This is a genomic window from Marivirga aurantiaca (assembly GCF_016679925.1).
Taxonomy (GTDB): domain Bacteria; phylum Bacteroidota; class Bacteroidia; order Cytophagales; family Cyclobacteriaceae; genus Marivirga; species Marivirga aurantiaca.
The window spans coordinates 487,850-512,686 of the sequence record NZ_JAEQBW010000001.1 but is presented as its reverse complement, the minus strand read 5'-3'; the positions used below and the strand labels follow the sequence as shown (position 1 = coordinate 512,686).

Annotated in this window: 22 protein-coding genes; 17 read left to right on the top strand and 5 right to left on the bottom strand. The window is 36.9% G+C overall.

What is annotated here, in order from left to right:
• Window positions 1-98 precede the first annotated feature (98 nt).
• Window positions 99-1,592 (top strand): alpha/beta hydrolase, encoded by a 1,494-nt coding sequence (locus tag JKA74_RS02225; RefSeq protein ID WP_201429525.1) that lies wholly within the window; start codon window positions 99-101, stop codon window positions 1,590-1,592.
• A 471-nt stretch (window positions 1,593-2,063) separates the two neighbouring features.
• Here JKA74_RS02225 and JKA74_RS02220 read toward each other — a convergent pair whose 3' ends face one another.
• Window positions 2,064-7,136 carry a T9SS type A sorting domain-containing protein gene (locus JKA74_RS02220; RefSeq protein ID WP_201429524.1) on the bottom strand — a complete coding sequence of 1,691 codons (5,073 nt, stop codon included), beginning with the start codon at window positions 7,134-7,136 and terminating at the stop codon, window positions 2,064-2,066.
• A 391-nt stretch (window positions 7,137-7,527) separates the two neighbouring features.
• Here JKA74_RS02220 and JKA74_RS02215 point away from each other — a divergent pair, with 391 nt between their 5' ends.
• Together JKA74_RS02215 and JKA74_RS02210 are read left to right on the top strand one after the other, a co-directional pair.
• Window positions 7,528-9,210, top strand: coding sequence for a CocE/NonD family hydrolase (locus JKA74_RS02215; RefSeq protein ID WP_201429523.1), 1,683 nt, complete (start codon window positions 7,528-7,530; stop codon window positions 9,208-9,210).
• Between the two features lie 339 nt (window positions 9,211-9,549).
• Window positions 9,550-10,581, top strand: coding sequence for a chemotaxis protein CheB (locus tag JKA74_RS02210; RefSeq protein ID WP_201429522.1), 1,032 nt, complete (start codon window positions 9,550-9,552; stop codon window positions 10,579-10,581).
• A gap of 157 nt (window positions 10,582-10,738) precedes the next feature.
• Here JKA74_RS02210 and JKA74_RS02205 read toward each other — a convergent pair whose 3' ends face one another.
• Window positions 10,739-11,314 (bottom strand): YdeI/OmpD-associated family protein, encoded by a 576-nt coding sequence (locus tag JKA74_RS02205; RefSeq protein WP_201429521.1) that lies wholly within the window; start codon window positions 11,312-11,314, stop codon window positions 10,739-10,741.
• A gap of 294 nt (window positions 11,315-11,608) precedes the next feature.
• Here JKA74_RS02205 and JKA74_RS02200 point away from each other — a divergent pair, with 294 nt between their 5' ends.
• From JKA74_RS02200 to JKA74_RS02180, 5 genes are all read left to right on the top strand, one after another.
• Window positions 11,609-11,932: an ArsR/SmtB family transcription factor gene (locus tag JKA74_RS02200; RefSeq protein ID WP_201429520.1), complete on the top strand. Its 324-nt coding sequence runs from the start codon at window positions 11,609-11,611 to the stop codon at window positions 11,930-11,932.
• 3 nt (window positions 11,933-11,935) lie between these two features.
• Window positions 11,936-12,412, top strand: a complete 477-nt coding sequence (locus tag JKA74_RS02195) for an SRPBCC family protein (RefSeq protein ID WP_201429519.1) — start codon at window positions 11,936-11,938, stop codon at window positions 12,410-12,412.
• Between the two features lie 4 nt (window positions 12,413-12,416).
• A complete protein-coding gene (locus JKA74_RS02190) occupies window positions 12,417-12,791 on the top strand; it encodes a DoxX family protein (protein WP_201429518.1) in 375 nt (124 codons plus the stop codon).
• Between the two features lie 27 nt (window positions 12,792-12,818).
• Window positions 12,819-13,382 (top strand): DUF4256 domain-containing protein, encoded by a 564-nt coding sequence (locus JKA74_RS02185; RefSeq protein ID WP_201429517.1) that lies wholly within the window; start codon window positions 12,819-12,821, stop codon window positions 13,380-13,382.
• 317 nt (window positions 13,383-13,699) lie between these two features.
• On the top strand, window positions 13,700-14,794 hold the full coding sequence (locus tag JKA74_RS02180) for a serine hydrolase domain-containing protein (protein ID WP_201429516.1): 1,095 nt from the start codon (window positions 13,700-13,702) through the stop codon (window positions 14,792-14,794).
• A gap of 27 nt (window positions 14,795-14,821) precedes the next feature.
• On the opposite strand, the gene JKA74_RS02175 is transcribed toward JKA74_RS02180, so the two are convergent.
• Window positions 14,822-15,034 carry a hypothetical protein gene (locus JKA74_RS02175; protein ID WP_201429515.1) on the bottom strand — a complete coding sequence of 71 codons (213 nt, stop codon included), beginning with the start codon at window positions 15,032-15,034 and terminating at the stop codon, window positions 14,822-14,824.
• 57 nt (window positions 15,035-15,091) lie between these two features.
• On the opposite strand from JKA74_RS02175, the gene JKA74_RS02170 reads away from it, so the two are divergent.
• The 5 genes from JKA74_RS02170 (at window position 15,092) to JKA74_RS02150 (ending at window position 19,124) form a co-directional block, all read left to right on the top strand.
• Window positions 15,092-16,144, top strand: a complete 1,053-nt coding sequence (locus JKA74_RS02170; RefSeq protein ID WP_201429514.1) for a DUF4407 domain-containing protein — start codon at window positions 15,092-15,094, stop codon at window positions 16,142-16,144.
• Window positions 16,145-16,474: 330 nt separating this feature from the next.
• Window positions 16,475-16,867, top strand: a complete 393-nt coding sequence (locus tag JKA74_RS02165) for a DUF1801 domain-containing protein (RefSeq protein WP_201429513.1) — start codon at window positions 16,475-16,477, stop codon at window positions 16,865-16,867.
• Window positions 16,868-16,991: 124 nt separating this feature from the next.
• Window positions 16,992-17,807: an SDR family oxidoreductase gene (locus JKA74_RS02160; protein WP_201429512.1), complete on the top strand. Its 816-nt coding sequence runs from the start codon at window positions 16,992-16,994 to the stop codon at window positions 17,805-17,807.
• The gene (locus JKA74_RS02155; protein WP_201429511.1) at window positions 17,804-18,703 is read left to right on the top strand and encodes a helix-turn-helix domain-containing protein; all 900 of its coding nucleotides are present in this window, start codon (window positions 17,804-17,806) and stop codon (window positions 18,701-18,703) included. The genes JKA74_RS02160 and JKA74_RS02155 overlap by 4 nt, the downstream gene beginning before the upstream one ends.
• Before the next feature lie 34 nt (window positions 18,704-18,737).
• Window positions 18,738-19,124: a hypothetical protein gene (locus JKA74_RS02150; protein ID WP_201429510.1), complete on the top strand. Its 387-nt coding sequence runs from the start codon at window positions 18,738-18,740 to the stop codon at window positions 19,122-19,124.
• A 91-nt stretch (window positions 19,125-19,215) separates the two neighbouring features.
• Here the strand turns inward: JKA74_RS02150 and JKA74_RS02145 are convergent, their stop codons facing one another.
• Window positions 19,216-19,809, bottom strand: a complete 594-nt coding sequence (locus JKA74_RS02145) for an IMPACT family protein (protein ID WP_201429509.1) — start codon at window positions 19,807-19,809, stop codon at window positions 19,216-19,218.
• A 114-nt stretch (window positions 19,810-19,923) separates the two neighbouring features.
• On the opposite strand from JKA74_RS02145, the gene JKA74_RS02140 reads away from it, so the two are divergent.
• The 4 genes from JKA74_RS02140 to JKA74_RS02125 are packed head-to-tail and all read left to right on the top strand — an operon-like array spanning window position 19,924 to window position 23,411.
• Window positions 19,924-20,841, top strand: coding sequence for a GNAT family N-acetyltransferase (locus tag JKA74_RS02140; RefSeq protein WP_201429508.1), 918 nt, complete (start codon window positions 19,924-19,926; stop codon window positions 20,839-20,841).
• Window positions 20,835-22,073, top strand: coding sequence for an MATE family efflux transporter (locus tag JKA74_RS02135; RefSeq protein WP_201429507.1), 1,239 nt, complete (start codon window positions 20,835-20,837; stop codon window positions 22,071-22,073). Before JKA74_RS02140 ends, JKA74_RS02135 begins: the two co-directional genes overlap by 7 nt.
• Window positions 22,066-22,932 (top strand): glycosyltransferase, encoded by an 867-nt coding sequence (locus JKA74_RS02130; protein WP_201429506.1) that lies wholly within the window; start codon window positions 22,066-22,068, stop codon window positions 22,930-22,932. Before JKA74_RS02135 ends, JKA74_RS02130 begins: the two co-directional genes overlap by 8 nt.
• Window positions 22,929-23,411 carry a low molecular weight protein-tyrosine-phosphatase gene (locus JKA74_RS02125; RefSeq protein ID WP_201429505.1) on the top strand — a complete coding sequence of 161 codons (483 nt, stop codon included), beginning with the start codon at window positions 22,929-22,931 and terminating at the stop codon, window positions 23,409-23,411. The genes JKA74_RS02130 and JKA74_RS02125 overlap by 4 nt, the downstream gene beginning before the upstream one ends.
• Before the next feature lie 826 nt (window positions 23,412-24,237).
• Here the strand turns inward: JKA74_RS02125 and miaE are convergent.
• On the bottom strand, window positions 24,238-24,831 hold the full coding sequence (gene miaE / locus JKA74_RS02120; RefSeq protein ID WP_201430164.1) for a tRNA-(ms[2]io[6]A)-hydroxylase: 594 nt from the start codon (window positions 24,829-24,831) through the stop codon (window positions 24,238-24,240).
• Window positions 24,832-24,837: the final 6 nt, after the last annotated feature.

Below are 24,837 nucleotides of genomic sequence, written 5' to 3'. Positions count from 1 at the left end.
TTTATCATCTTTCTGCTATTTTGGTCTCTTTGAACTGATGGTTGGGTACTCAATGCTCTCCATGTTTCACCCTTTACCATTATGCATAATATTGTACTATGATAAAAAAAACGATTTTCCTCATAATGCTCTTGGGATCACAATTAATGTGGGCTCAAAACAACAGTTCCCATAGCGATTCATCGGATAAGTACTTTAGCGAATTAAAAGTAATTGCTAATTCAGTTTCTCATTATATTTATAATGACTTTCCCGCATTTAACTCCCAAACTCCGGCCGGATTTATTAATCAAATAGATTCATTAGAGCAAATATTCGTCAAACATCTTAATAATTACTCCCAATATTTATCTCAGCAAACTATCAAGGATGAAGAAGCTGGTATTAAGTATTTTTTTGATATGCTCCTTCTGGAATACCCTATGCAACATGAAATTTACACGGGAAAGAAAATACATTTAAGCAAAGGAAAACAACAGGAGCTGGCTAATAACCTACAGGATTTCAATAAAATCCCTTTATTGGAAAATAGAGATTTTAAAGCATACGTTAAGTCCTATCTAACAAAAGAAGTGGAAAAAGAGCTTCTCAAAGGGCAACATGGATATACTGATAACATTTACTTACATCTGACCTGGGAGAAGATTCATGAGTTTTTTACTGTTCCGGAAATAAAGGATTTCTGGATGTTTGAATACTTAAATAGCCATATTGCCAACATAGGGGTTAAAAATATTGAAAGTATATACAATGATTTTTTAAACATTTGTCAATCCGAAGAATTTAAACAACAAATTACCAAGGCTTACGAACAATCAATCAATGGACGAAACCAACACCTCATTGAATCATACAAAACAATTAATGGTCTCAATTTAGAGATGCACTTATTCTTACCTGACAGCAATTTATTTAATAGTTCAAGACCGACTATTGTATATTTCCACGGTGGAAGCTGGTCAGAAGGAAAACCGGACTGGTTCTTCGAAGCAGGTGAGTATTACGCTAAAAAGGGCTATGTTGCAGCAGCAGTTGAATACCGAATAAAGGCAAGGCACAATACACTTCCTTTTGAAGCTGTAAAGGATGCGAAATCATCCATCAGGTGGTTAAGAGAGCATGCGGATAAATTTAACATTGATGCTAATAAAATTATTGTAACGGGAAATTCAGCAGGTGGCCACCTGGCTTTATGTACTGCTTTAGTTGAGAACTGGAATGAGGAATCCGATGATATCAAATACAGTTCAATGCCAAATATTGTGATGGTCAATTCCGGTGCTTACGACCTGACTATTGAAAACTCCAAATGGATCACACTAAACAGCGATGACAAAGACATTGTGAAGGAAATTTCTCCCAACTATCTTTTAAAAAGCAATATGCCCAACATGCTTCTCATTCATGGAGAAAAGGATAGCAATACGCCCTATGAAACAGCAGTCTATTTTCGAGATAAAATGAAAGCGCTTGGAAACAATATCGAGTTTCATACCATAGAAGAGGCCGGGCACTTTATTTGGTTTGGTCAACACGCTACAGACGTTTCTGAAATTAGAAGTAATTACCTTGAAAATTTGAACTGGAATTAAAGCTAGGTGTCATATTTGAGCATTAGTGCTTTCATAGTAGGGAATTCTTATATCGATTAATTTACAAAATCAGTGGCTCCACAAAAAGAGACCATCTCAAATTAAGACAGCCCTTTTATCATTCATTTTTAAAGCTTTCTAGGCTCCTCATGAAAAATAAATTTCAGCTATAAACTGGATATCCTTACTTTTATTAGTGTTTCTTTAAATTTAAACCTAAGTACAAAACCTCAAAAAACAGTAATTTCATTTAATATTGAGCTTTAACTTAAATTCTATGCATTTTTAAACCAAATTTTATTCTTAATCTTTTGTCTTGATACAAAAGATAGAAAAAATCAAGACAAAAAGATGCTTCCACGCTGCAATTCCACGCGCTCCCCGCCTTTTTGTCCACCCACGCGCATACTCCGAGCAAACTTTATTTGGTTCTCGAACATTGAAGCATTTTTCAAGAGTTCCCTTTCTAATTTAATTCTTTATAACCTTAACCATACGCTGTTTTCCGCTGTCAGATCTTAAGTAGTACACTCCTTCTCTTAAATCAGTTAAATCAATTTTTTGCATATTTTCTGATGAGAGTATTACTGTTTTTACTATTGCTCCGTTTGAAGATATAATAGATATTTCTTGTTCAGCTCCGTAATATCCATTTACATGCAATATTCCATTTGTTGGATTAGGAAAAATATTAAAAGCAAAGTCGGAATTCTTATTTCCTAAAACTGTATTAATATCTACACTTACCACGCCTTCAGAATTAACAAATATTGTAAGATTCATCTCCAAATTTTGCTCGTCATACGGCAAATTAAAAGAGGTAGCAGATTGCTCAATACCAGGGATATCAAGTAATAATTGATAACTACCACCTGGGATCTCCAACATATTAAAATTACCTAAACTATCTGTATCGGCTACTCTAAGAATATCTCCTGCAGTCTCTTGTAACAAATAGATGACTAACTCTTTAATTCCTTCCCCCTCATTAATTTCCCCCAAAGATATTCTTCCATTAGATGAATCTTCAGATTTCACCACCCTCCCATTTATTTCGCCATTTCCTTTTTCGGTAGATGACACAGTCTTAGCTTTCATTTTCATCCTTAGACTTAAATTGTTATTAATATTTAAGACAGTAGCATCTTTATTAAAATGAGCACTACTATAATATCCAGGAAAAACATCGGCCCCACTTTCACCTAAAGGTATGATTTGCAAGATATATTCTCCTTTCCGAACATTTTTGAATGTTAAATCACCGCCAGTAAATTTTTTCCTACTATAAATGCCGCCTTTCAAATTAAATAGTTTTGCTAATCCTTCTTCCAAAGGGGTATCATCTGGTCTGATTACATTAACTGAAATATCATAGTTTCCTAAAACCGTAACTCTTTTTTCAACTTCAGCATAGTTCACAGTATCATTTCCTGCCTGAAATGCTTTTACAACTACATCAGTAGATTCATTTGTCAGTACTAGCTGATTATTAAGAATTGTTGCAGTTCCACTTTCAATAGCGAACATCACTGAAAGCCCACTTGATGAAGTTGCTTCCAGAGGAAAAGGAGATTCATCTTGATACAGGCTGTCAGGAACATTAAATGTAATTGTTTGATCCTCTTTAATAATAGGAGCCTTATTGACAGTAACTTCCCATTCTTGAGATGTGACACCATCTTCAGCCGTTACCGAATATAAAACAGGTTCTGTGAAATTTTCAGGCTCGTTAACATCCGGACTAATGGAAGCCCCTTCTGAAACTTGAATTTCAGGCACCAAACTACTTAAATCTGTTAACCCATCCACTTCAATTTCAACTGTATGATTTACTAAATCAATAATAGCCGGAGAGGTAGTATTTGGTAACTCAAAATCCACAATATCAGTAGCTGTATTCGGATTGATAAAAATTTCAATGGTTAAATTGACACTGCATCCTGATTCGATACCCTTTACTTTAACATCATATACGCCAGCAGATAGATCATTGATTTCAAACTCTCTTAAACCTGAATCAATAATCTGGTAAGATTCGCCATTTAAGAAAATCTCATATTCCCAGTCAGCTTTATCAACTTCAATAGTTATACTGCCATTACCTAAAGCACCATAGTCTTCGTTTACTGTATTTACTATACTAGCTGTAAAAGTAGCCAAATCATTAACCATTACAGTAACAGGCTCAGCCAAACAGTTTCGATCATTATTAAGTGCCTGGACTGTATAAAAGCCAGGTTCCATATTATCAAGTAGATTTCCTGTTTCAGTAAAATCTGCAGATGCTTTTACTGATGTCCCTTCATACCAAAAAAATGTGTAATCATTTTCAGAACCTAAATCAACAGTAGCTTCAATTCTTCCATTAAAAGGAGAACAAGTTGTTACCGGATCGACTGTTACACTTAACTCAGGAATGACAATGTTGTTATTGATAGTCACTCTATCTGTCACCACACAGCCGGTTTCATCGTTTGTAACTTTTACAGTGTACTCTCCTCCACCTAAACTATCTAGCGAAACACCTGTACCAATTACTGCAGTAGTGGTGCTAGTGCCAGAGAACCACTCAATAGTGTGATCTGATTCATTACCCACTATTGAAACTGTTACACTTCCATTGGAACTGTTGCTATCACATGAATTATTTTCTGTACTTGATATGTCCTCAATTTCAGGAGAAAGTGTTTGTTTAACTTCAACAGTGACTAGTGCTGTTTGACAATTAGAAGCATCATCAGTCACTTTAATAGTATAACTCCCTTGCGGTAAATTGTCCACCGTGCTTCCTGTGTAGTCAGCTGTTGGTTTCTCACTGCTTCCGATAAACCATTCAAAAGTATATCCGGAGGTTGTACCTCCTACAGAAGCACTCACGCTTCCGGAATTTGTATCAGAACAAACAATATCGGTTGCTGAAGCCTCAACTTCGGGAAGTTCAATCTCACTTGGCACTTTGGCAGATTCGATGGTTTCACAGCCAGTCGCCTTTTCAGTGACCAAAACGGTGTAAGTAACAGAATCCAACCCGTTAACCACATGACTATTGCTTATTTGTGAACCACCACCAACAGTGTTTCCTACATACCATTCATAGTCATAGTTGCCTACAGGTTGCGCAACCCCATTAGCATCATTGATACTAACTGTTAATTCTCCATTAGGATTTTGACAATTATCGTTCCCACTATCCACAGTAATTTCTGCATTGAAAGTTATTATACTATCCTCAATGACTACTTGTATGGTATCAGAACTACATCCCACTAATTTATCTGTAGCAAAAACAGTATAGGTACCTGCGTTTAAACCTGTATAGACAGCACCTGTATAATCAGGAGTATCATCAACCGTTGTTCCATTGAACCAAAAGAAATCATAGTCTGCTGTCACCTCGGTGCCACCAACTAACCTAAATACTCTGACAGAACCATGAGGATCAACAGTATTGCCACCACAAGTTATATTATTCGTTGCCTCCGCTGATAAGGCAAAAGGAATAGGGTTTACCTCGGTAGAAACAATATTGTTGGCGTAGTCGCATTCCAAAAAGTTGGTATTTGGAAAACTTATAGGCGTTGGCGTGGTGGAACCATTATCATTTAAGGCAGCATAGAGTGTAAATTGTGAACCTGCACCATGCACCACAAGGTCAACAGCTGAACTAACCTGTCCTACTCCAAAATTGTTGAGAGGTATAGATACTGTATTCAGCTTATTAGTTCCTGCAATCAAAGGGTCACCATCGTAAAATGTGACAGGAACATTACCTGATAATGGAACGTCCCCTATGTTTTCAAATTCGAAGCTGACTGTAAACTGCTCGTCAGGGCAGGTGGGTGGTGAAACTGAAAAGGTGGATTCGATGATATTCAAATCGGTTGAAGCATAAGTAGGGCAACCTTCTGAGCTTAAAAAGGGTGATTGATTTAGAAAGCCATTTAAGGGACGGACAGGTCCAACTGCACAAGTGCCATTTGACCAAACCAGATGATGCTTTTGTTGATTTCGAGGCACGGACAAATCATCATTGATATTCACATTGAAATAGCCATACTGATTCCATACTCTTCTGGCAGGTACCCATGGTTCTCCTCCAGATTTATAAATTCTCACTTCCGCGGGGGCATATAAGTCAAGGTCTTTTCCTCTTGTGCCAGGACTAAAATCTTCACTTGCGCATACAACACAAATTTCGGCTGAGCCATCTGCATCCACATCTGCCACAATAGGATACTCAATATTAGTTCTGGAACGACAAGGAATGGAAATATTCACACTACCATCACTTCCGTTGATGATATATAGAAAGTCCTCATCCCTGTAAACTAATTCTGATCGACCATCACCATTGAAATCAAACAAGGTACTACTAGTGAGCCCTGAAGTTTCCTCATTTATGGCCAATTTCCATAAGATATTCCAATGTTCATCTAGTGCATATAGATATTTACCAGATACAAATGTTGCATTTAATTGCCCGTCACCATCTAAATCAGCGATATTCACCCTTCCCATTCCTCGTTTCCAACCGTATTGATAATCACCTGTGCCAAAAGGATCATTGAAAGTTTTTACAGTATTATTGGTTACATCCCATAAGAAAACAGTTGATACGTTTCCTCCATCAGCTCCGGTAACAATCACATCCAAATTACCATCAAGATTATAGTCAGCTATAGATGTGCTTGCACTAACTCCAGAAGCATAGCTCATTAATTTCGTTTGATAAGTAGCTGGCATTGTAGCCAGCAAGGTTAAGGAGCCGGCATCTTCTGTCCTGTCTCCTAAATCTACGCTGTAAATCTTGTCCCCTAAAATTAATTCTAAATCTTCATCTCCTAGAATGTCTACAGCAATAGGTCCACCTGGAATAACGTCCCAATCGACTCCCGCATTTTCCACAATACGGACACCTGTTACAGGATCTCTAATTTCATCCTTGTAATACATTTCAGGCTTGCCATCTCGGTCAAAATCTGCATGACCAATGAAAACGGGGTCATTTGGCAAAGTTTCTGATGTCCATAGTAAGTTGAGTTCACAATCAAATGAATTAATCCTAAAATCGCTTCCAGTATTGGAATTTACAATGAACACTTCTCCACAATTATCATCCTGTACATTGGCCATAGATGCAGAACTATAACTTGGGCTGTTAATGGATGCTTGATATTTTATAGTAGCATCATTACCATTTAAAAGAAAGATTCGATCATTATACCGATTTGTAGACAGGATTTCAGGTATCCCATCTCGATCCAAATCACCTATGGCTATCCTGCTTAAATTATTGGTTACATCATTAGCTGACTGATAAGCCAATTGAAGTGAAAAAACAGGGAAATCTGAAGGTACTGCTTCACATGAAGCATCATTTCCCATATAAAAGCCATCACAAGCACTATTGCCTGAACAATCAGAATCAAAACAGTCAATAAAACCATCTCCATCATTGTCTATGCCATCATTACAAATTTCCTGGGCTTTAGTAAAACTGAAAAATAAAAAGGGGAAAACTAACAACAATAAAATCTTTTTCAATACAGTAGGGGATTTGTAAATTAATATGAATGAGATATAAGCTGCAATTTACTAAAACATATAAGAAAACGGCTTAGTTATTCACAATTAATACTACTTATATCATAAAAATAATTGATTTTATATGATATCTCAGTGTAAATCCCTACTAGACAAAGCTGAATGTTCTATACTACCTTCTAGCCATTTCTCTACCAAACCTCACTCCTAAATCTTTCTTAAAATTAAAATTTTGAGAAATATGTAAATAATTAAGAATAATACTAAATTAGTCCGGTACCTGATCCCACATAAACTGTAGCGTAAATTTTACAGGGATTGTATGTTCATTAGTTGTTGGTTGTCAAGTATAAAAAAAGAACCCACCATAAAACAGAAAAAATTAAAAGAAATGAAATATATTTTTACAATGCTCTGTCTTTTCCTGGCAATATCAGCTACTTCTTTTGCACAAAAGAAAAATACAGCAGATAGTATTTACCATATCCAGAAAAATGTACTAATCCCCACAAAAAGTGGAGTTGATATTTCGGCTATCATAGCTCATAAGAAAGTAAATACCCAAGCCATGCCTGTAATATTATTTTACACTACCTATCATCAGGGAGAAGGAGATGCCATATTTGCCAGGCGGTCAGCAGATAGAGATTATGTAGGCGTGGTGGCCTACGCTCGTGGTATTCGGACTGATGTAGAAAATTATATGCCCTATGAGAATGAACAATCAGACATATATGACATAATAGACTGGATTAGTAAGCAAGATTGGTGCAACGGAGAAGTGGGGATGTATGGTGGCAGTTATACAGGCTTTTCACAATGGGCAACAGTAAAAAAAATACATCCTGCGCTTAAAACTATTGTACCACAAGTAGCAGTAATGCCAGGCTTCGATTTTCCAATGCAGAACAATGTCCAATTAGGCTTTGAATTAAATTGGTCGCACACCAATATTTTAGGAAAAGAGCCAATTCCTGCTTCACTGCTATGGGAGTGGTATGAAAGGGGATACGCTTATTCCAAAATAGACAGCGCATTAGGTTATACCAACCCCCATTTCCAAAAATGGCTCCAACACCTTGCCTATGATGAATATTGGAAATCCCTGGTACCCACAGCTGAAGAATATGCCAAAATTGATATTCCTGTATTGACTACCACTGGCTACTTTGACGGTCCGCAAATTTCAGCAGTAGAATATTTCAAATTGCACAACAAGTATCATCCAAAAGCAAAGCATTATTTGGTAATAGGTCCTTATGATCATTGGGGTGGACAGGCAAACCCGTCATCCAACCTTCGAGGGTATGAAATTGATTCGGTGGCCAACATAAGTATGAGAAAACTGGCGTATGAGTGGTTAGATTGGATTCTTAAAGATGCACCAAAACCAGAGTTACTTAAGGATAAAGTAAATTTCCAGTTAATGGGAACCAATACCTGGAGACATGAACCATCACTGCAAGCAATGAGCAACCAAAGCCTGCGAATGTACCTCCACAATAACAACCTGGCTAAGGAGGTCTCTAAAAAGCCAGTGTTCCAGCAGCAAACAATCAATTTTACCAATCGTGAAAGTATGAACAACTATTTTCACCCCACTTTGATTATTGATAGTCTTGATGCAAGTAATGGAATCGTTTATGCTTCCGAAACATTTGAAAAGGCTTTTAGCATCAATGGTCCGTTTACAGGTCAATTGGTTTTGGAAACCAACAAAAGGGATATGGATATTTCTATTTCTTTTTACGAACAAACTGAAGACAAAAACTATTTTTTACTATCCCGTTATTTAGGACGGGCCAGCTATGCTAAAGACAATAGTCAAAGGCAGCTTTTAACACCAGGTAAAAAAGAGCAAATTCCTTTGAATGCCTCTCATATTATCAGTAAGGAGATTAAAAAGGGCAGCCGATTGGTGATTGTAGTAAACGTAAACAAGCACCCATTTGAAATCATCAATTATGGCTCAGGAAAAGAACCATCAGAAGAAATAATTACAGATGCTGGCGCCCCAATGATAATTAAATGGTTTAGTGACAGTTATATTGAAATCCCGGTTTGGGAAAATTGAACATCAAAAACGCAAGACACCATCATTGCTTGCTAATTAGAAAGTGCTAAATGAAAGAGGATTAACTATGGTACTCTTGTTAAAAAGCTTCAATGTTCAAAAACAAACAATCCTCGTCCAAAGAGAGCAGTCTAGAAGACAAAAGACAGGGGGCACTTGGTTGTAGTGTGGAACCATCTTTCACGATTCTTCCTGGACAAAAAACAAATAATATGCACATTCAACCCCAATAATTACGCAATGCTATTTTCAATATTTTGATAAAAATTAGTCAGGTTTTTCAGAAAAACGTAAGAGAAATAGATTGTGACAGATTAACACTTAATTAAATTTTAGTTGATGAAAGAAAACAAAAAAACCAATCCACCAAAAAAAATTTCCCGAGTCGTTGTAATAGGCACATCTGCTGGCGGGCTGAGCGCATTAAAAAAACTAATAAGCCAACTGCCCACAGACTTTCCACTGCCAATATTGATTGTCCAGCATATTTCTCCTGATGCTACAGGAAATATACTTATAGACGAGCTTAATAAGTTAAATACCCTAAAGTGTCAGCATGCAAAAAGCGGAAGCAAGCTGGAAGCTGGATATTTATATAAGGCTCCATCAGATCATCACCTTTTGATTGATAGCAACAAGAAAATATTTGTGACCAAAGGAGCCCACGAAAACAGGTCGCGTCCTGCAATTGATCCATTGTTTCGGTCAGCTGCCGTAGCGTTTGGGGCTGGTGTTATCGGGATATTGCTGACAGGTTATCTTGATGATGGAACATCAGGAATGAAAGCTATCAAAAGATGTGGTGGAACCTGTATCGTACAGGATCCTGAGGAAGCGGAGTATCCGGCTATGCCAAGAAATGCTATAAATAATGTAAAGGTAGATTATTGCATCCCAATATCAGAGATGGGAGCTCTGCTTTACAAGCTTATTCCACAGAAATTACCAAAAAGCAAACCTGCTCCAAAAGATGTTTTAATAGAAGCTAAAATTGCCGAACGTGTGTTAAGCGATTTGGCTTCAGTTAATAAACTGGGCGATCAAGTACCCTTTAACTGTCCGGGATGTGGTGGTATTTTATGGAAAGTAGAAAAAAATAGCAGTTTGCGGTTCCGTTGCCACACTGGGCATGCTTATACGGCAGCCTCACTTTTAGCTGAACAAACTGATAAGATTGAAGAAACCATGTGGACTGCATTGCGGATGTTCGAGGAGCATAAAAACCTGCTGACTGAGATATCAAGAGGAAAAAAAGGTGTAGGTTCTCAATCAGCCAATGAAAGGGCAAAAATGTCTCAGGTTCATATAAATAGAATTAGAGCAATATTGAAAACAGCGAATAATGAAAATGGGGATGATATGCCAACCTAATGAAAACTAAAGCCAATAGCGGGTTGATAAAATGCAGGTTTTTTCTGATGTAAAACCATGACAGAAATTCGTATTCCTAATCCATCAAACAGGACTCAAGCTTTTGCAAACTATAACATTGAAGCAAAGCTTGATAAACTATGCATGGCTTTAATCCTCAGCGAGCATCCCTCGATTTAATATTATTTGCGCACAACTCTATGATTTGGACAATACGCTTATGCCTTGTTTCTGCTCTTTTTGCCTGATTCAACCAGTACAAATAGCTCTTTCTGTAGGAGGGTGCAAAACTTTGATAGTTTTCATATGCTTTTGGATTCCTCTGGAATGCTTGTTGCAAATCCTCCGGCACAATGCCTTTTTCAACCTCATCTAAGGCGAACCAACTACCATTTTGTTTGGCAAGCGCTATGGCTTCCAAACCACTTTGATGCATTAACCCCTCATCTATCAGCATTTCAATATATTTTTTATTTAATGCACTCCATACACTTTTGGGATTACGACTTGTGAAGTATTGTCTGCGCTTACCATTCCCTAAGCTTTTGGCTGTAGAGTCAATCCACCCATAGCAAAGAGCTACTTTTACGGCTTCTTCCCAACGCATGGATTCCATTTCGTGCGCCACTGTATAAAGGATCAAATAAACACCAGGCTCATTATTATAGTTGAGTGCTAACCACTCACGCCATTCATTGGCATTCTTAAAATAGAGTTCCTGTAAATCATTCATGCTGTATAGTTTAGCTTATCCAGTCTTTAAAGATCTGAGTTCGAATAATAATTAATGACGTCCCCGCAAAAACGGGGCAGGCTATGCCGGAAAATTAAGACTTACTTTTCAAAAAGTCTTAATTTATCCGGTATCTAATGCTAAATATTAATGAGATGATGGATACCGCTCTAATTAAATTTTAGCTCAAATTTAAAACTGAGTTTAAAAGTAATTTCCTTTTTGGCCAAAAATATTTAAAAAAATTTGCGTAGTTAAATAGCTACATATATATTTGTAGTCAAATAACTACATATGAATTTAAGACGAGACGTATTTCAAGCCATAGCAGACCCTACCAGAAGGGCTATACTCCTATTGGTGGCTTCGCAATCTTTAACCGCAGGTGCAATAGCCTCAAACTTTGACACCGCAAGGCCAACTGTTTCAAAACATATACAAATCCTAACTGAGTGCGAATTGCTTGAAAAAGAGCAAAACGGCAGGGAAATTTACTATCACTTTAATCCTAAAAAGATAAAAGAAATAGCTGACTTTATTGAGCCATTCCGCAAGATGTGGGACGACAGGTTTAATAAACTGGAAACCATAATGAAAAACTATAAACCCGATAAATAAGCCATGGAACTAAAAACAAAAATTCATGCTGAAGATGGTAAACAGGAACTGTTGATCACAAGGGAATTTGAGCTGCCACTGGAATTGTTGTTCAAGGCTTATATTGAACCGGAGATTGTGGAGCAATGGATGGGAACGAAGGTGTTGAAGCTCGAAAATAAAAATCACGGCAGTTACCAATTTGAAACAACCGATCAGATGGGAAACAAACACGGATTCAGCGGGGTAATCCATGAGCTGGTCATGAACAGGAAAATCACGCGAACATTTGAAATGGAGAATGCAAATTTCGGTCCCCAGCTTGAGTTTTTGGAATTTGAAAAACTTACTGACGACTCCGGTGATCATCAGAGTAAGCTCAGTATGCATATAGTCTATAGATCAGTTACACTTAGAGATCAAATACTGCAGTTACCCTTTGCTCAAGGAATTAATATGGCACATAACCGATTACAAAAAATCATGAACACAATAAAATAATTTTATGAAAAAAAGAGACAAAATCATCTATTGGATTGCTACTATCTGGCTTTCATTAGGAATGGTATCCACTGGAATTGTACAGCTCATTAAAATGCAGGAAGAGGTAGATATGATTACAAATTTGGGATATCCTGCCTATCTCCTACCCATACTTGGCATTTGGAAAATGTTGGGAGTTGTAGCCGTACTTCTTCCGAAATTCCCTTTAGTAAAGGAATGGGCTTATGCAGGATTTTTCTTTGTCATGTCCGGTGCTATATTTTCTCATTTAGCAGTTGGAGATGGTGCCAAAGAACTTTTCGGGCCCGCATTATTACTAATTCTTACTGTGATCTCCTGGTATTTTAGGCCTGCCAATAGAAAAATTTTAAATTAGAAGACAATTCAACAGAAAACTGATAATATGAAGAACCAAACAAAACTTCCTCAAGAACGAATAGATGAACTATTTAAAATTTTACGAACTCGTTTCGAGAAAAACATGCATCGTCATAAAGGCATGGAATGGGACAGCATACAAACTAAACTCGAAAACAATACTGATAAACTATGGTCACTTAATGAAATGGAAGAAACGGGCGGAGAACCTGATGTGATAGGTTTTGATAAAAAAGCCAATGAATTTATCTTTTTCGATTGTTCGGCTGAAAGTCCTAAAGGTCGAAGAAGTGTTTGTTATGACCCTGAAGCATTAGAGTCAAGAAAAAAATATAAACCCGAAAATAGTGCTATAGGTATGGCAGACGAAATGGGTATTGAAATTTTAACCGAAGAACAATACCGCGAGTTACAGAAACTTGGAGATTTCGATACAAAAACATCGAGCTGGGTAAAGACACCTGCTGATATTAGGAAAAAAGGTGGTGCCATCTTTGGAGATTGGCGTTACGGGAGTGTATTCATTTACCATAATGGTGCTGAATCTTACTACGGAGCCAGAGGATTCCGTGGCTCTCTCAGGGTTTAATTTTGAGCAATCAGCTTTATGTAAAGTGAGGGATTAAGAGGGACATTTATGTGAAAAACCATGACTTATAGCTGTTTTACTCATTTTATTTCAAGTCTCGGAATCTTAATTTTGTTTCTCTATCTTGTGTAGCAGGATTAGTACCTAAACGTTACTTCAATAATATGAAATGAGCATAAATTTTAGAATCCTTCCCCGATAGCTATCGGGGCAACCGAGGATTAATAAAATTTATTGAATTCTCCCGAAGGGATCCCTTTGGAGCATAGCCTGCCCCGACTATTTCGGGGTGGTCTTAAAAAACAAATTATATACACATGAAACATGGCATAATCATAATAAGCTTCATTCTATCTTTAAGTATGATTTCCTATGGGCAAAATGTTTACAGATATTCTCAACCACAAAATCTTGAAGACGGATGGAATACCAACAGCCTAAAATCTCAAAATGTGGATTCAACAAGAATCTATCAGCTATTCAACCAATTACAGAATGGAGAACATAAAATCCATAGTATATTATTAGTCAAAACTAATCAAATCCTCATCGAGGAATATTTTGGTGAAAACGCTATCAACAAGCAACACGATCTTCGTTCCGCAACAAAAAGTATCACTTCCCTTTTAATGGGAATTGCTATTGATAAGGGATTTATTGATAATATAGATGACCCTGTAATTAAATATGTGAAACACCCAATTGCCAAAAAAAATCCAGACAAGAGAAAAGACAAAATCACTATCAGGCACCTTCTGACAATGTCAAGCGGGCTTGATTGTAATGACTGGGATAAGAAATCAAAAGGACAGGAAGACAGGGTATACAAGAAAAATGATTGGCTACAATATTTTTGGGATTTACCACTCATAAACGAGCCGGGAACAGTATCCAACTATTGTACAATGGGACAGATTTTAGCTACTGAAATTATATCTCAGGCTTCCGGAATGACAATAGATAAGTTTGCCGAACAATATTTATTCAATCCATTGGCTATTAATAATGTAAGCTGGGGACATACTTCCAATAAAGAAGTTATTCCATCTGCCAAAAGATTATACATGACTTCCCGGGATATGGCCAAAATTGGGCAACTAATACTTAATAAAGGAAAGTGGAATAAACAACAAATTGTTTCTCAAGAATGGATTGAGGAATCCACTTCGGCTAAAACTGCTATTACAGGAATGGACTATGGTTTTTTATGGTGGAATGTTCCGCTTGAAGTGAACCAAAAAACCATTATCTCTAAGGCTGCAACCGGAAATGGCGGGCAATATATTTTGGTTTTTCCTGAAGCGGATATGGTTGCTGTGTTTACAGGTGGAGCGTACAATTCCCAGGAAGACAAGCTGCCTTTTGTGATAATGAAAGAGGTTTTCCTACCTACTTTCATGACCGAAAATTAACAACTTTTCCTCGGATTCAAAGTGGATTTATGATTGAGGGTTTTCGATAAATCGCAGTAAATACCAGCCACTGAGGATCAAAATGTACAAGATTTTTAGTGGCATCTCAAAACCATCTCCAAATTGGTTAGAACTATTAAGTAAAGTAAAAGCGATCAAAAATGCAATATCGTACACTTCTACTGTACGAAACCGAACTTCCTGAGCCTCTAAATGTGGTGGAATTGTTCCAAACAGCACTGGCACCAACTTTGTAAATCAATTCTAATATTTAAACACCCACAGCGTTTGTAGCCTATGGAAAAGATTCAATCATTTTTCTGGTACTGCTCGGGAGCAGATACCGAAACCTTAAAGAAATGTCCCACCGACTCCAATAAATATATCGGTATAGGAGCCACTATCTTTTTTACAGGACTATTTGCGGCATTCGCTGCAGCCTATGCCTTCTACACAGTTTTTGACCAGGCTTTTTTCGCCATAGCCTTAGGTTTGGTCTGGGGCCTGATGATTTTCAACCTGGACCGCTATATTGTGTCCGGGATGCGAAAAAGTAACCGGAGATTTCAGGAATTCAAAATAGCACTCCCAAGGATTTTGTTGGCTGTGATGATCTCCATTGTAATTGCAAAACCTCTGGAGTTAAAAATATTTGAAAAAGAAATCAATGCAGAACTGTCTGTAATGGCACAGGAGAGTTACGCTTCACAAGAAAATGCCATCAGGAATCAATATACTGCTCCCAGAGAAGCATTGCAATCAGAAATAGCTACTTTAAAAGAAGAAATAACTCTTAAAGCAGCTAAAAGAGATGAGTTGGCACGTATTGCACAACAGGAGGCAGATGGAACAGGCGGCACCGGCCAACGCAGCCCGGGACCTATTTACAAAATTAAAAAAGCCGATGTAGACCAGGTAGAATCGGAACTACAAGCCTTAATGACTACCAACAACCAGCTGATTGCCCAAAAACAGGAAGCACTGACAGCCCTGATTCAGGATGAACAACATAAAGTTGAGAGCTTGGAAGAGGATTCAGTTGACGGCCCCGCAGCCCGGCTGGAATCACTTGATAGACTAAGTGCTAAAAGCACTGCCATTTGGTATGCTAACATCTTTATCCTCTTACTATTTATTGTGGTGGAAACCTCCCCAATTATAGTAAAGTTGATTTCCCAAAAAGGCCCTTATGATTATGAGTTGGAAACAACAGAATATCGTTTTGAAGCTGCATCTTATAAAGATAAAGCTTTTTTACACCACGAAATTAAAAAGCAAAGTGAGGAATTATCTGCAAGGGAAAAAGACTTTGTGAAAGAGCGATTGGATATAAAGCTTGATCAAGCATAAGACAGAATGTTTTATTATAAGTTTTTGTTTTCAGGAAATATTATATCGCCTTAAAACAAACTTTCTAAAAGAAGATTTTGATGATTCCTTATACGCTCCCCCTTTCAGCAAAAGGGGGACTAAGGGGGATTCTTGAATTTTTCAAAAGAAGAAATTTAACTTATGCCGCCACTGCGGTATCGGTATCTCATTAATGTTTAGCGTGAGATATGTTGATTGGTCAGCACAGCTATTATAATCAAGAACCCGGATTATCATTGAATTTTATAGCACAACTTAAACAATCCATAAAAAAAATAGTAGATAATATACCACCAACAAAATAAGTCAATGAACGAAGAAATTCAAGCATATAATAATTCACTTTTAAGTGAGGAAGACCAGGAAATCTGCCATATCTTATCCCGGGAAATCAGTAGTAACTTACCGGAAGCAGAAAATAAAATTTGGCACGCACACCCTGTTTGGTTTTTGAATGGCAATCCAATTGTGGGATATAGTAAATTAAAAAAAAATATCAGGTTATTATTTTGGAGTGGGCAATCTTTTGATGAAGAAGGGCTGCAAAAGGAAGGTAAATTCAAAGCTGCCGAAATCCGATATACCTCCAAAGAGCAAATTAACAAAGAGGATTTAAGCCGCTGGCTTCAAAAGTCGAAAGAGATTCAATGGGACTATAAAAACCTCATCAAGCGTAAAGGAGTATTAGAACGCCTCAAATGAACAGCTGCTAAATCGAACGCTTCAAGTTTCCGGCAAAAAGTATCACGCATACAGCAGTTTGTATAAACATCTTTAGCCTAGCTTGTCCGACATTTGCCTAAGTATAATAATTAAACATACTGATATGGCAAAAACGATTTTAATTACAGGAGCAAGCAGTGGAATAGGAAAAGAAACTGCATTTTATTTTGCAAAAAAAGGATGGAACGTTGCAGCGACAATGCGAAAACCGCAAAATGAAAAAGAACTGAAGGAAACAGACCACCTCAAACTATTTGAATTGGATGTTTTAAATACCGGTTCCATTCAAAAAGCAATTGAAGCTACAATTACTGCCTTTGGCAAAATAGATGTCCTGCTCAATAATGCCGGATATGGAATGGCAGGTGTTATGGAATATGCAAGCAAAGAATCTATTCAACACCAATTTGATGTAAATGTATTCGGCCTGTTTGAAGTGACCAAACAAATACTTCCACATTTTCGTCAACAAAAATCAGGTAGGATCATCAATATTTCATCCATGGGCGGCCGGGTTTCCTTTCCGCTATTTACCTACTATCATGCTACCAAATATGCCGTAGAAGGATTTAGTGAATCACTCAACTACGAACTCAACCCCTTGGGAATTGACGTAAAACTCATAGAGCCCGGAGGAGTGCAAACCGATTTTGCCGGAAGAAGCATGAATTTTGTGGAAGGCAATCTGACAGATTATAATCAGATCCAAAACAAACTACACAATGCACTTCAAGGTGATGAGGCTGCATTTCCTTCCAAGCCTACAGATGTGGCCAAAGTCATCTTTGAAGCGGCTACTACAAGTAGCAAAAAAATGCGATATTTGGTAGGGAAAGATGCTAAAATGATGGTTCGGATGAAAAAAATATTAGGAACCAACAATTTTCAGAGATTGGTAAAACGGCATTATAAATTATGATTCATTACGCTACCATATCCCACTTATTGCAAGCCTTTGGATTACCCGGTCCGCAACATCCGTTGATCTGGTTGAATAGTTTTGAAGCTTGCGAAATGGAGAATTTCAAACAGGTTCCAAAGTTCACTTGCGATTGCTATCTTATCTTTTTCAAAAAAATTACCAAAGGACAAATCTTATATGGGCATTCCTCATACGATCATACGCAGGGAACTTTATCTTTTTTTAAACCAAGACAAATTATTGAATTCAAGGAAGTGAAATGCGATGAAAAAGGATTTATTCTGGCATTTCATGAAGATTTTTTGAACAATAGCGGCTTGTTTTACAAAATAACAAAAATGAGTTTTTTTGAATATGAAGTGAATGAATCCTTGCACGTTTCGGAGAATGAAAAACATATCTTCTGGCAACATTTCCACCAAATGGAAAAAGAGTACAACAGTAATGAAGATGAATTTAGCAAGGAACTCATTATTGCACAAATTGAATCAATTCTGGTTTATGCCAAACGTTTTTATAAACGACAATTTTTACATCGACAACCAATTAATTCAAGGTTTTACACCAAATTTAATGAGGTTTTACAAGCTTATTATCGAACAGAACAGCAGTACATTTCAGGACTCCCTTCAGTAAATTATATAGCTGAAAAGTTACACCTGTCTCCAAAATATTTAAGTGATCTATTGCGACATGAAACGGGAAAATCAGCACTGGAACACATCCACTTATACCTTATTAATCAGGCTAAAAACATCCTTACAAGTTCGGATGTCACTATTGCGGAAATAGCCTATCAATTGGGTTTTGAACATCCACCATATTTTACAAGGTTGTTCAAAAAGAGAGTAGGAATTAATCCAAATGAATTTCGGGCACAGCATATGAATTAAAAAATAGACAACAAAACTATAAAGACAACTAAATATGCACGTTTTAGGATACATAATATTGGTTATTCACTTCTTATTGTTGCTTTGGTCAGCAGGTGGGTTTCTTGAAATGATTCTGCCAAGGATTCCCTGGAAACCTTTTACCAATCCTGAATTTCCCAATTGGCTGTTGATCATTCATTGGGGTTCTGTATTGTTTGCCTCAATAAGTTTCCTCTACGGATATTTTGCACAATGGACCAAAACACCTCAAATAATGGCAGTTGCTTACGGATTAATGGCTTTGGTTTGTGTCATTGAAACCTTTGGATATATGACAAGTAAAACCAAATATTTGGCAATGGGCGCAGAATTTCTGACATATACAGTAATCTTGCTCTTGTTGTTCAAGAATAAATATTTCATAGATTATTTTAACTGAAACCTTGGCTGATTAGGCTATAACAAAAAGGAAACAATTATCATATAACCTCATAACCCAAAAATCGAGAGACAATATTATCAGATAAGCATCAGTTTGCCTCTATTTCCAAACCTTGTGTTTTCTCACACTCCTCCTCAAATTCTCCTGCCAGAGACTGCCTTACTCCTACTTTGGCCCGACAGGTATCGGTAAAATTCTGGTCTATGATATTGACTTCAAAATCAGAGAGTAATTTCATCACTTCATTGGTAAGTTCATAGCCATAGTGCAAACTATAGTGTTTTTCAATTACTACTTTTAATAACTTTGTATTTTCCAGGGCTTCAAAAGCAGCAGTTTTATAAGCATTGATCAAGCCTGACACACCTAACTTAGTGCCCCCAAAATAGCGGACTACTACTACCAGAACCTGCTGTAGTTTTTTAGAACGAATTTGTCCTAAAATGGGGTCCCCGGCAGAATGATTGGGCTCTCCATCATCATTGGCTCTATATTTATCTTCATCTAAAATGTAGCCATAGCAATGATGGCGGGCATCATAATATTTCTTTTTCACTTCTTCAAGCACTTCTTTTACTTCCTCTTCATCTTTTACCCGAAAAGTCAGTCCTATGAATTTGCTTCCCTTTTCTTTGTATAAACTTTCCCCACTTCCTGATACTGTAAAAAAGTAATCTTCCATTTATTTATTATATTTCGAGCATGCTTGCTTAACTGTTGGCAGAAGTACGGGTTTTGTGCCCATAAATCCTTAGCTAAAATCAAAAATCGTCAAACGATAATCAAAAATCCAATTATGTACAGCATTTTTGAAGAATGGCCGGAATCCGAATGGGAAGAGCTGATGAATTTTAGCCTTTTCACTAAGAAAGGATTTTGGGAACTAAGGAAATCAGAAATAAAATATGTGCCCCTCACAGTAAAAAACCCGGCCGGTAAAATTATTTCATTCTGGTGTTTTGCCCGGTTGGAAGGTGAATGGAAAACCCCCTACCAAGCTCCTTATTTTGAGCCATTTATCATTGATGAAAATCTCTTACCAGTACTTATACCACAAATCATCAGCCACCTGAAAAGTAAATATCACCAAAAAATAAGCTTTATCCTCCCTCCTGCATTTAACCAAATTAGTAAAGCTATAATACATACCATTACTGAAAATAATGGCTTCATTGAAAAAGTAGAAATTTCAAATTACTTAGCGATAAAAGCTAATAGAACCTTTAAAGAAAACATTCAGCAGAAAAGGAAAAAACGAAAGTTAAAAAGTCTGCTCAATTCAAATTATAACATAAAAGAAGCAGAGCCCAATGAATGGGAAAGTCTTTATCAGCAACTACTGGATTGGCGGCAACTGAAAGGCCATCGAAACCTGATATCAAAAGAGTGGATGCTAAAAGCCAAAACCGCATTCCCTGATGCTTATCAATGCCTTCAACTTAGGGATGGGCAAAACCTCATTGGATTAGTATTTTTTATGAGGACAAAATCCAATAGTTACTATATATATTCATTGATAACAAATCCTGACTTTGACAAAGACAATCCTGGGCTTTTACTATGGAATGCGCTTTATGAGCTAGCCCAAAAAGAGAATGTCCAATACATTGATATGGGCACTTCTATGATAAATAATAAGATCAACAGAGGACTCTTGCATCATAAATTAGCACTTGGGAGTGTAATGACAAAAAAACACACCTTGGTATGCTAAAGTGGTTGAAATTAAGAAAGAGTGGTTTTTGGGGAGGATTTATCATCCTTATCCGTACACTTGGAGGCTTGGGTATGCAAAAATTTGTAGCCATTTTATACGGGCCGGCCGGAACCACTCTTCTCAGTCACTTTCAAAATTTGATCAGCTTGTTTAACCAACCCATTCAGGATACAGTTGTCCAGGGATTTATCAATGCCTATCCTAAGGATTCATTTTCCAAAAATAAGCTTATGGCTACTGCCATTGGTTTTACGATTCTTATTTTCCTCTCAACCTTATTTCTTCTATGGATTTTAAAGGCTTTTCCCACTGACCTGTTTAATTTTTCCAGTCAAAATTGGGGATTCATTCTGATGGCTATTTTATTCCTTTGCCTGCAAGGCATTGCATCTGCCGTATTAATAGCAAAGCAAAAGTTAAAACTGTTAGGAGTTCTTCAATTACTACAATGGATAATAATCTTTACCTTCTTATTTATTCTTTCCGGAGGGATTGAAGAAACGCTTCAGTATTACCTTTACATTCAAGGCATGTTTACCTTTATTTTTATAGGGGTACTTTATAGGGATTTACTGACTTTTTTACCACTTTCTTTCACACAGGATAAGGAAATCCTCAATCATTTTAAGCAATTTTTATGGATGGCTTTGGCAGTGTGGATCAGCAGCAAATGGGTGGATTTTTTCATTCGTGAATACGCCATCAATCTATTTGGGAGTACTGAAACAGGCTACTGGCAATCCATAGTCCGAATTTCAGAAGCTTACAGGGCATTGTTTGTGAGTTTCTTATTTCTCACTTTCTATCCTGTGATTTCCAGGCTTTACCACAAAAGTAGAGATAAGATGAAAGTGCATTTTCGAAAACAAGTGAAAATTTTAGGATTTTTCACAGCTCTGTTTTTCATCCTGGTTTTTGTATTCAGAGCACCCATTATAACAATGTTGTACTCTTCAGAATACCTTCAAGCCACTCCTCTTTTTAAATTTCAAATATTGGGAGATATACTGGCCTTTGCCAGCTTTCCTTTTGCATTGATGCTCATGGTTTCGGTTCAGACTAAAAAGTACATCCTATGTGAATTGTTAAGTGCTTTTATTTTTATTATATACATCTTTGCAGGAAATAGTATAGGGATCGAAATCTTAGTGTATGCTCATATCCTGAGATTTGTTTTTTATTTTACACTTGTTGTTTTTTTTACTCGAAAAAATTGGAGCTTTGCTTAAAGTAGCTGTCATCTGTTTATGTTACAACCATGAAAATTATGTGCAGGAAACTCTGGATTCTGTATTGGCACAAACCTACAGGAATTGGGAATTGATTGTAGTAGATGATGCTTCCAATGATAACAGCAAACAGCAAATAGAACAGTTTATATCAGCACATCCCGATTCCCGAATCAGCACCCTTTTCCTTAACGAAAACATGGGCAACTGCCGTGCCTTTAACAAAGCCCTGGCACTTACCGAGGCTGAGTACATTATTGATTTGGCAGCCGATGATATTTTGCTGCCTGAAAGACTGGAACTGGGATTGGCCAATATGGAAAAGTCACCTGAAGTAGCCATTAATTTTAGCAATGCAAATTATATTGACGAATCCGGAAAACTTTTGCACAGTCATTACCCAATTGACCAATGGGGAAAATCCACTATACCAGTTCCAGAGGGAATAGTCTTTCGAAATATTATAGAAAGATATTTTATTTGTTCACCTACTATGATGTACAGAGCTATTTTCTTAAAAAAAGCAGGCGGATATGATGAAAATTTAGCTTACGAAGATTTTGACATAAAAATACGATTATCAAGAGTTTATCCGTTTTCCTATACCGATAAAATTTTAGTCAGAAAAAGGATATTGAATACTGCTATGTCGCAAAAACAGTATAAAAAAGGAAACTTTCAATTATATTCCACGCTAATAATTTGTCGTAAGATCTTCTGCATGATCAGGGGTAAAGCAGAAAAATATGCTTTATTGAAACGGTTGGCATTTGAAGCGAAGCAAGCTTTAATCTTCAGAAGGCTGTTTTTGTTTTTGAAATTTAGTAGCTTGTGGTTTAAAACATTATTAATGAAATGATTAGAATTCTATTTGTGTGTTTAGGAAACATCTGTCGCTCCCCACTAGCAGAAGGATTAATGCAACATAAAATTACTGAAAGAGGTCTTGACAGCCTCATTAAAGTAGATTCATGTGGCACATCAGATTATCATATAGGAGAGCTTCCTGATGAAAGAACTTTACGGAATGCAAAAGAAAATGGCATCTCCTTAAAGCATCGGGGCAGACAATTTTCCATTGATGATTTCAGGCATTTCGATAAAATTCTGGTAATGGACAGCAGTAACAAACAAAATGTTTTAAGATTGGCCAGATCAAAAGAAGAAGTTGAGAAAGTAAAGCTTTTAAGAAGCTATGAACCTGACATCAAAAGTAGACATCAGGATGTGCCGGATCCTTTTTATGGAGGCGAACAAAGCTTTCAGGAGGTATACGATATACTCAATAGGACAACTGATCAATTACTAATGGAAATCCACGGAAAAATCCCTGGCTGATCCCATAATGCTTATTCATATCAAGTCATCGCAGTCTTTGAACTGAACTTCAAATAGGCTCCTCATGAAAAATAAATTTCACCTATAAACTAGGTCTGCCTTTATATTAATATTTACAAATTTAAATCTAAGTAGAAAACCTCAAAAAATAGGAATTTCATTTAGTATTGAGGTTTAACTTAAGTTCCAAGAATTTTTATACCAAATTTTATTCTTAATCTTTTGTCTTGATACAAAAGATAGAAAAAATCAAGACAAAAAGATGCTTCCACGCTGCAATTCCACGCGCTCCTCGCCTTTTTGTCCTCCCGCCCGCTTTCTCGAGCAAAGTTTATTTGGTTTTCGAACATTGGAGTATTTATCAAGAGTACCCCAAATAAGATAACAGGGCTTTACATCAGTAGAAAATAGTGATAAAGTTTGTGGTTTTCTACTGATGCAAATCTGTGAGAACTATCCCCTCGAGGGGATTATAGGGGTGTTGGCTGGAAAATAAGAAATCTTGTTATATAGTAGCGTTATTATAAAAACTGTCTAAACCAATAGTTGCGCTATAAGTATGCCCAATTAACACTAAATTTCCAGGGGGATAAAAAATTCTTTGCTTTTTTAAAGCTGGTAAAAGATGCAAAAGCTACAGAAAAAGTCCACCATCCAAGACCTGATTGACTAACAAGATCTGATGAAAATGCGCCATGAATTAGAAGCATGGGAACCATACGAAATTGCTCAACTCATTGATGAATTGCAAGCATCTCAGGATATAATTGTTTTTCGGTTACTCTCACGCAAACTAATAACAGACACGTTCCAAATTCTTTCACATTTAATGAATCCTATCTGCCCTTGGTACTAAATTTTTCATAATTTCTCCCTCAGCAGCAAGCAGTTCTTCCCATCTTTTCCTCACCACTTCTTTGGCCATATACACTTCTGCCAGTTGGATGAAATTCCTATAATGACCAGCCTCAGAAACCATTAATTCATAATAGAAATTTTTCAGTTCAGCATCTTTCAAATGTAAATTCAATTGTCTGAAACGCTCACAACTTCTGGCTTCAATTAAAGCATTGATCAAAAGCTTCTCCATTACCTGATGTTTTCTGTTTCCGCCTTTTACCTCAAGCTTAAGTAATTGCGCCACATATTCATCTTTACGAGGAAACCCCAGCTTATAACCGCGCTTATTTAACTGCTCCAGTACCCTTTCAAAATGTGACCATTCTTCAGCTACCACAGGGGTAAGCACTTCAACCATTTCTTCCATATCAGGAAACAAAGTAATCATGCTAATGCAGGAACTGGCTGCTTTCTGTTCACAATAGGCATGATCCGATAAAATATCTTCCAGATTTTTTTCAGCTATATTTGCCCACCTTGGGTCTGTAGGCAATGTCAATCCTAAAGTAAATTTTTCCATCATCTA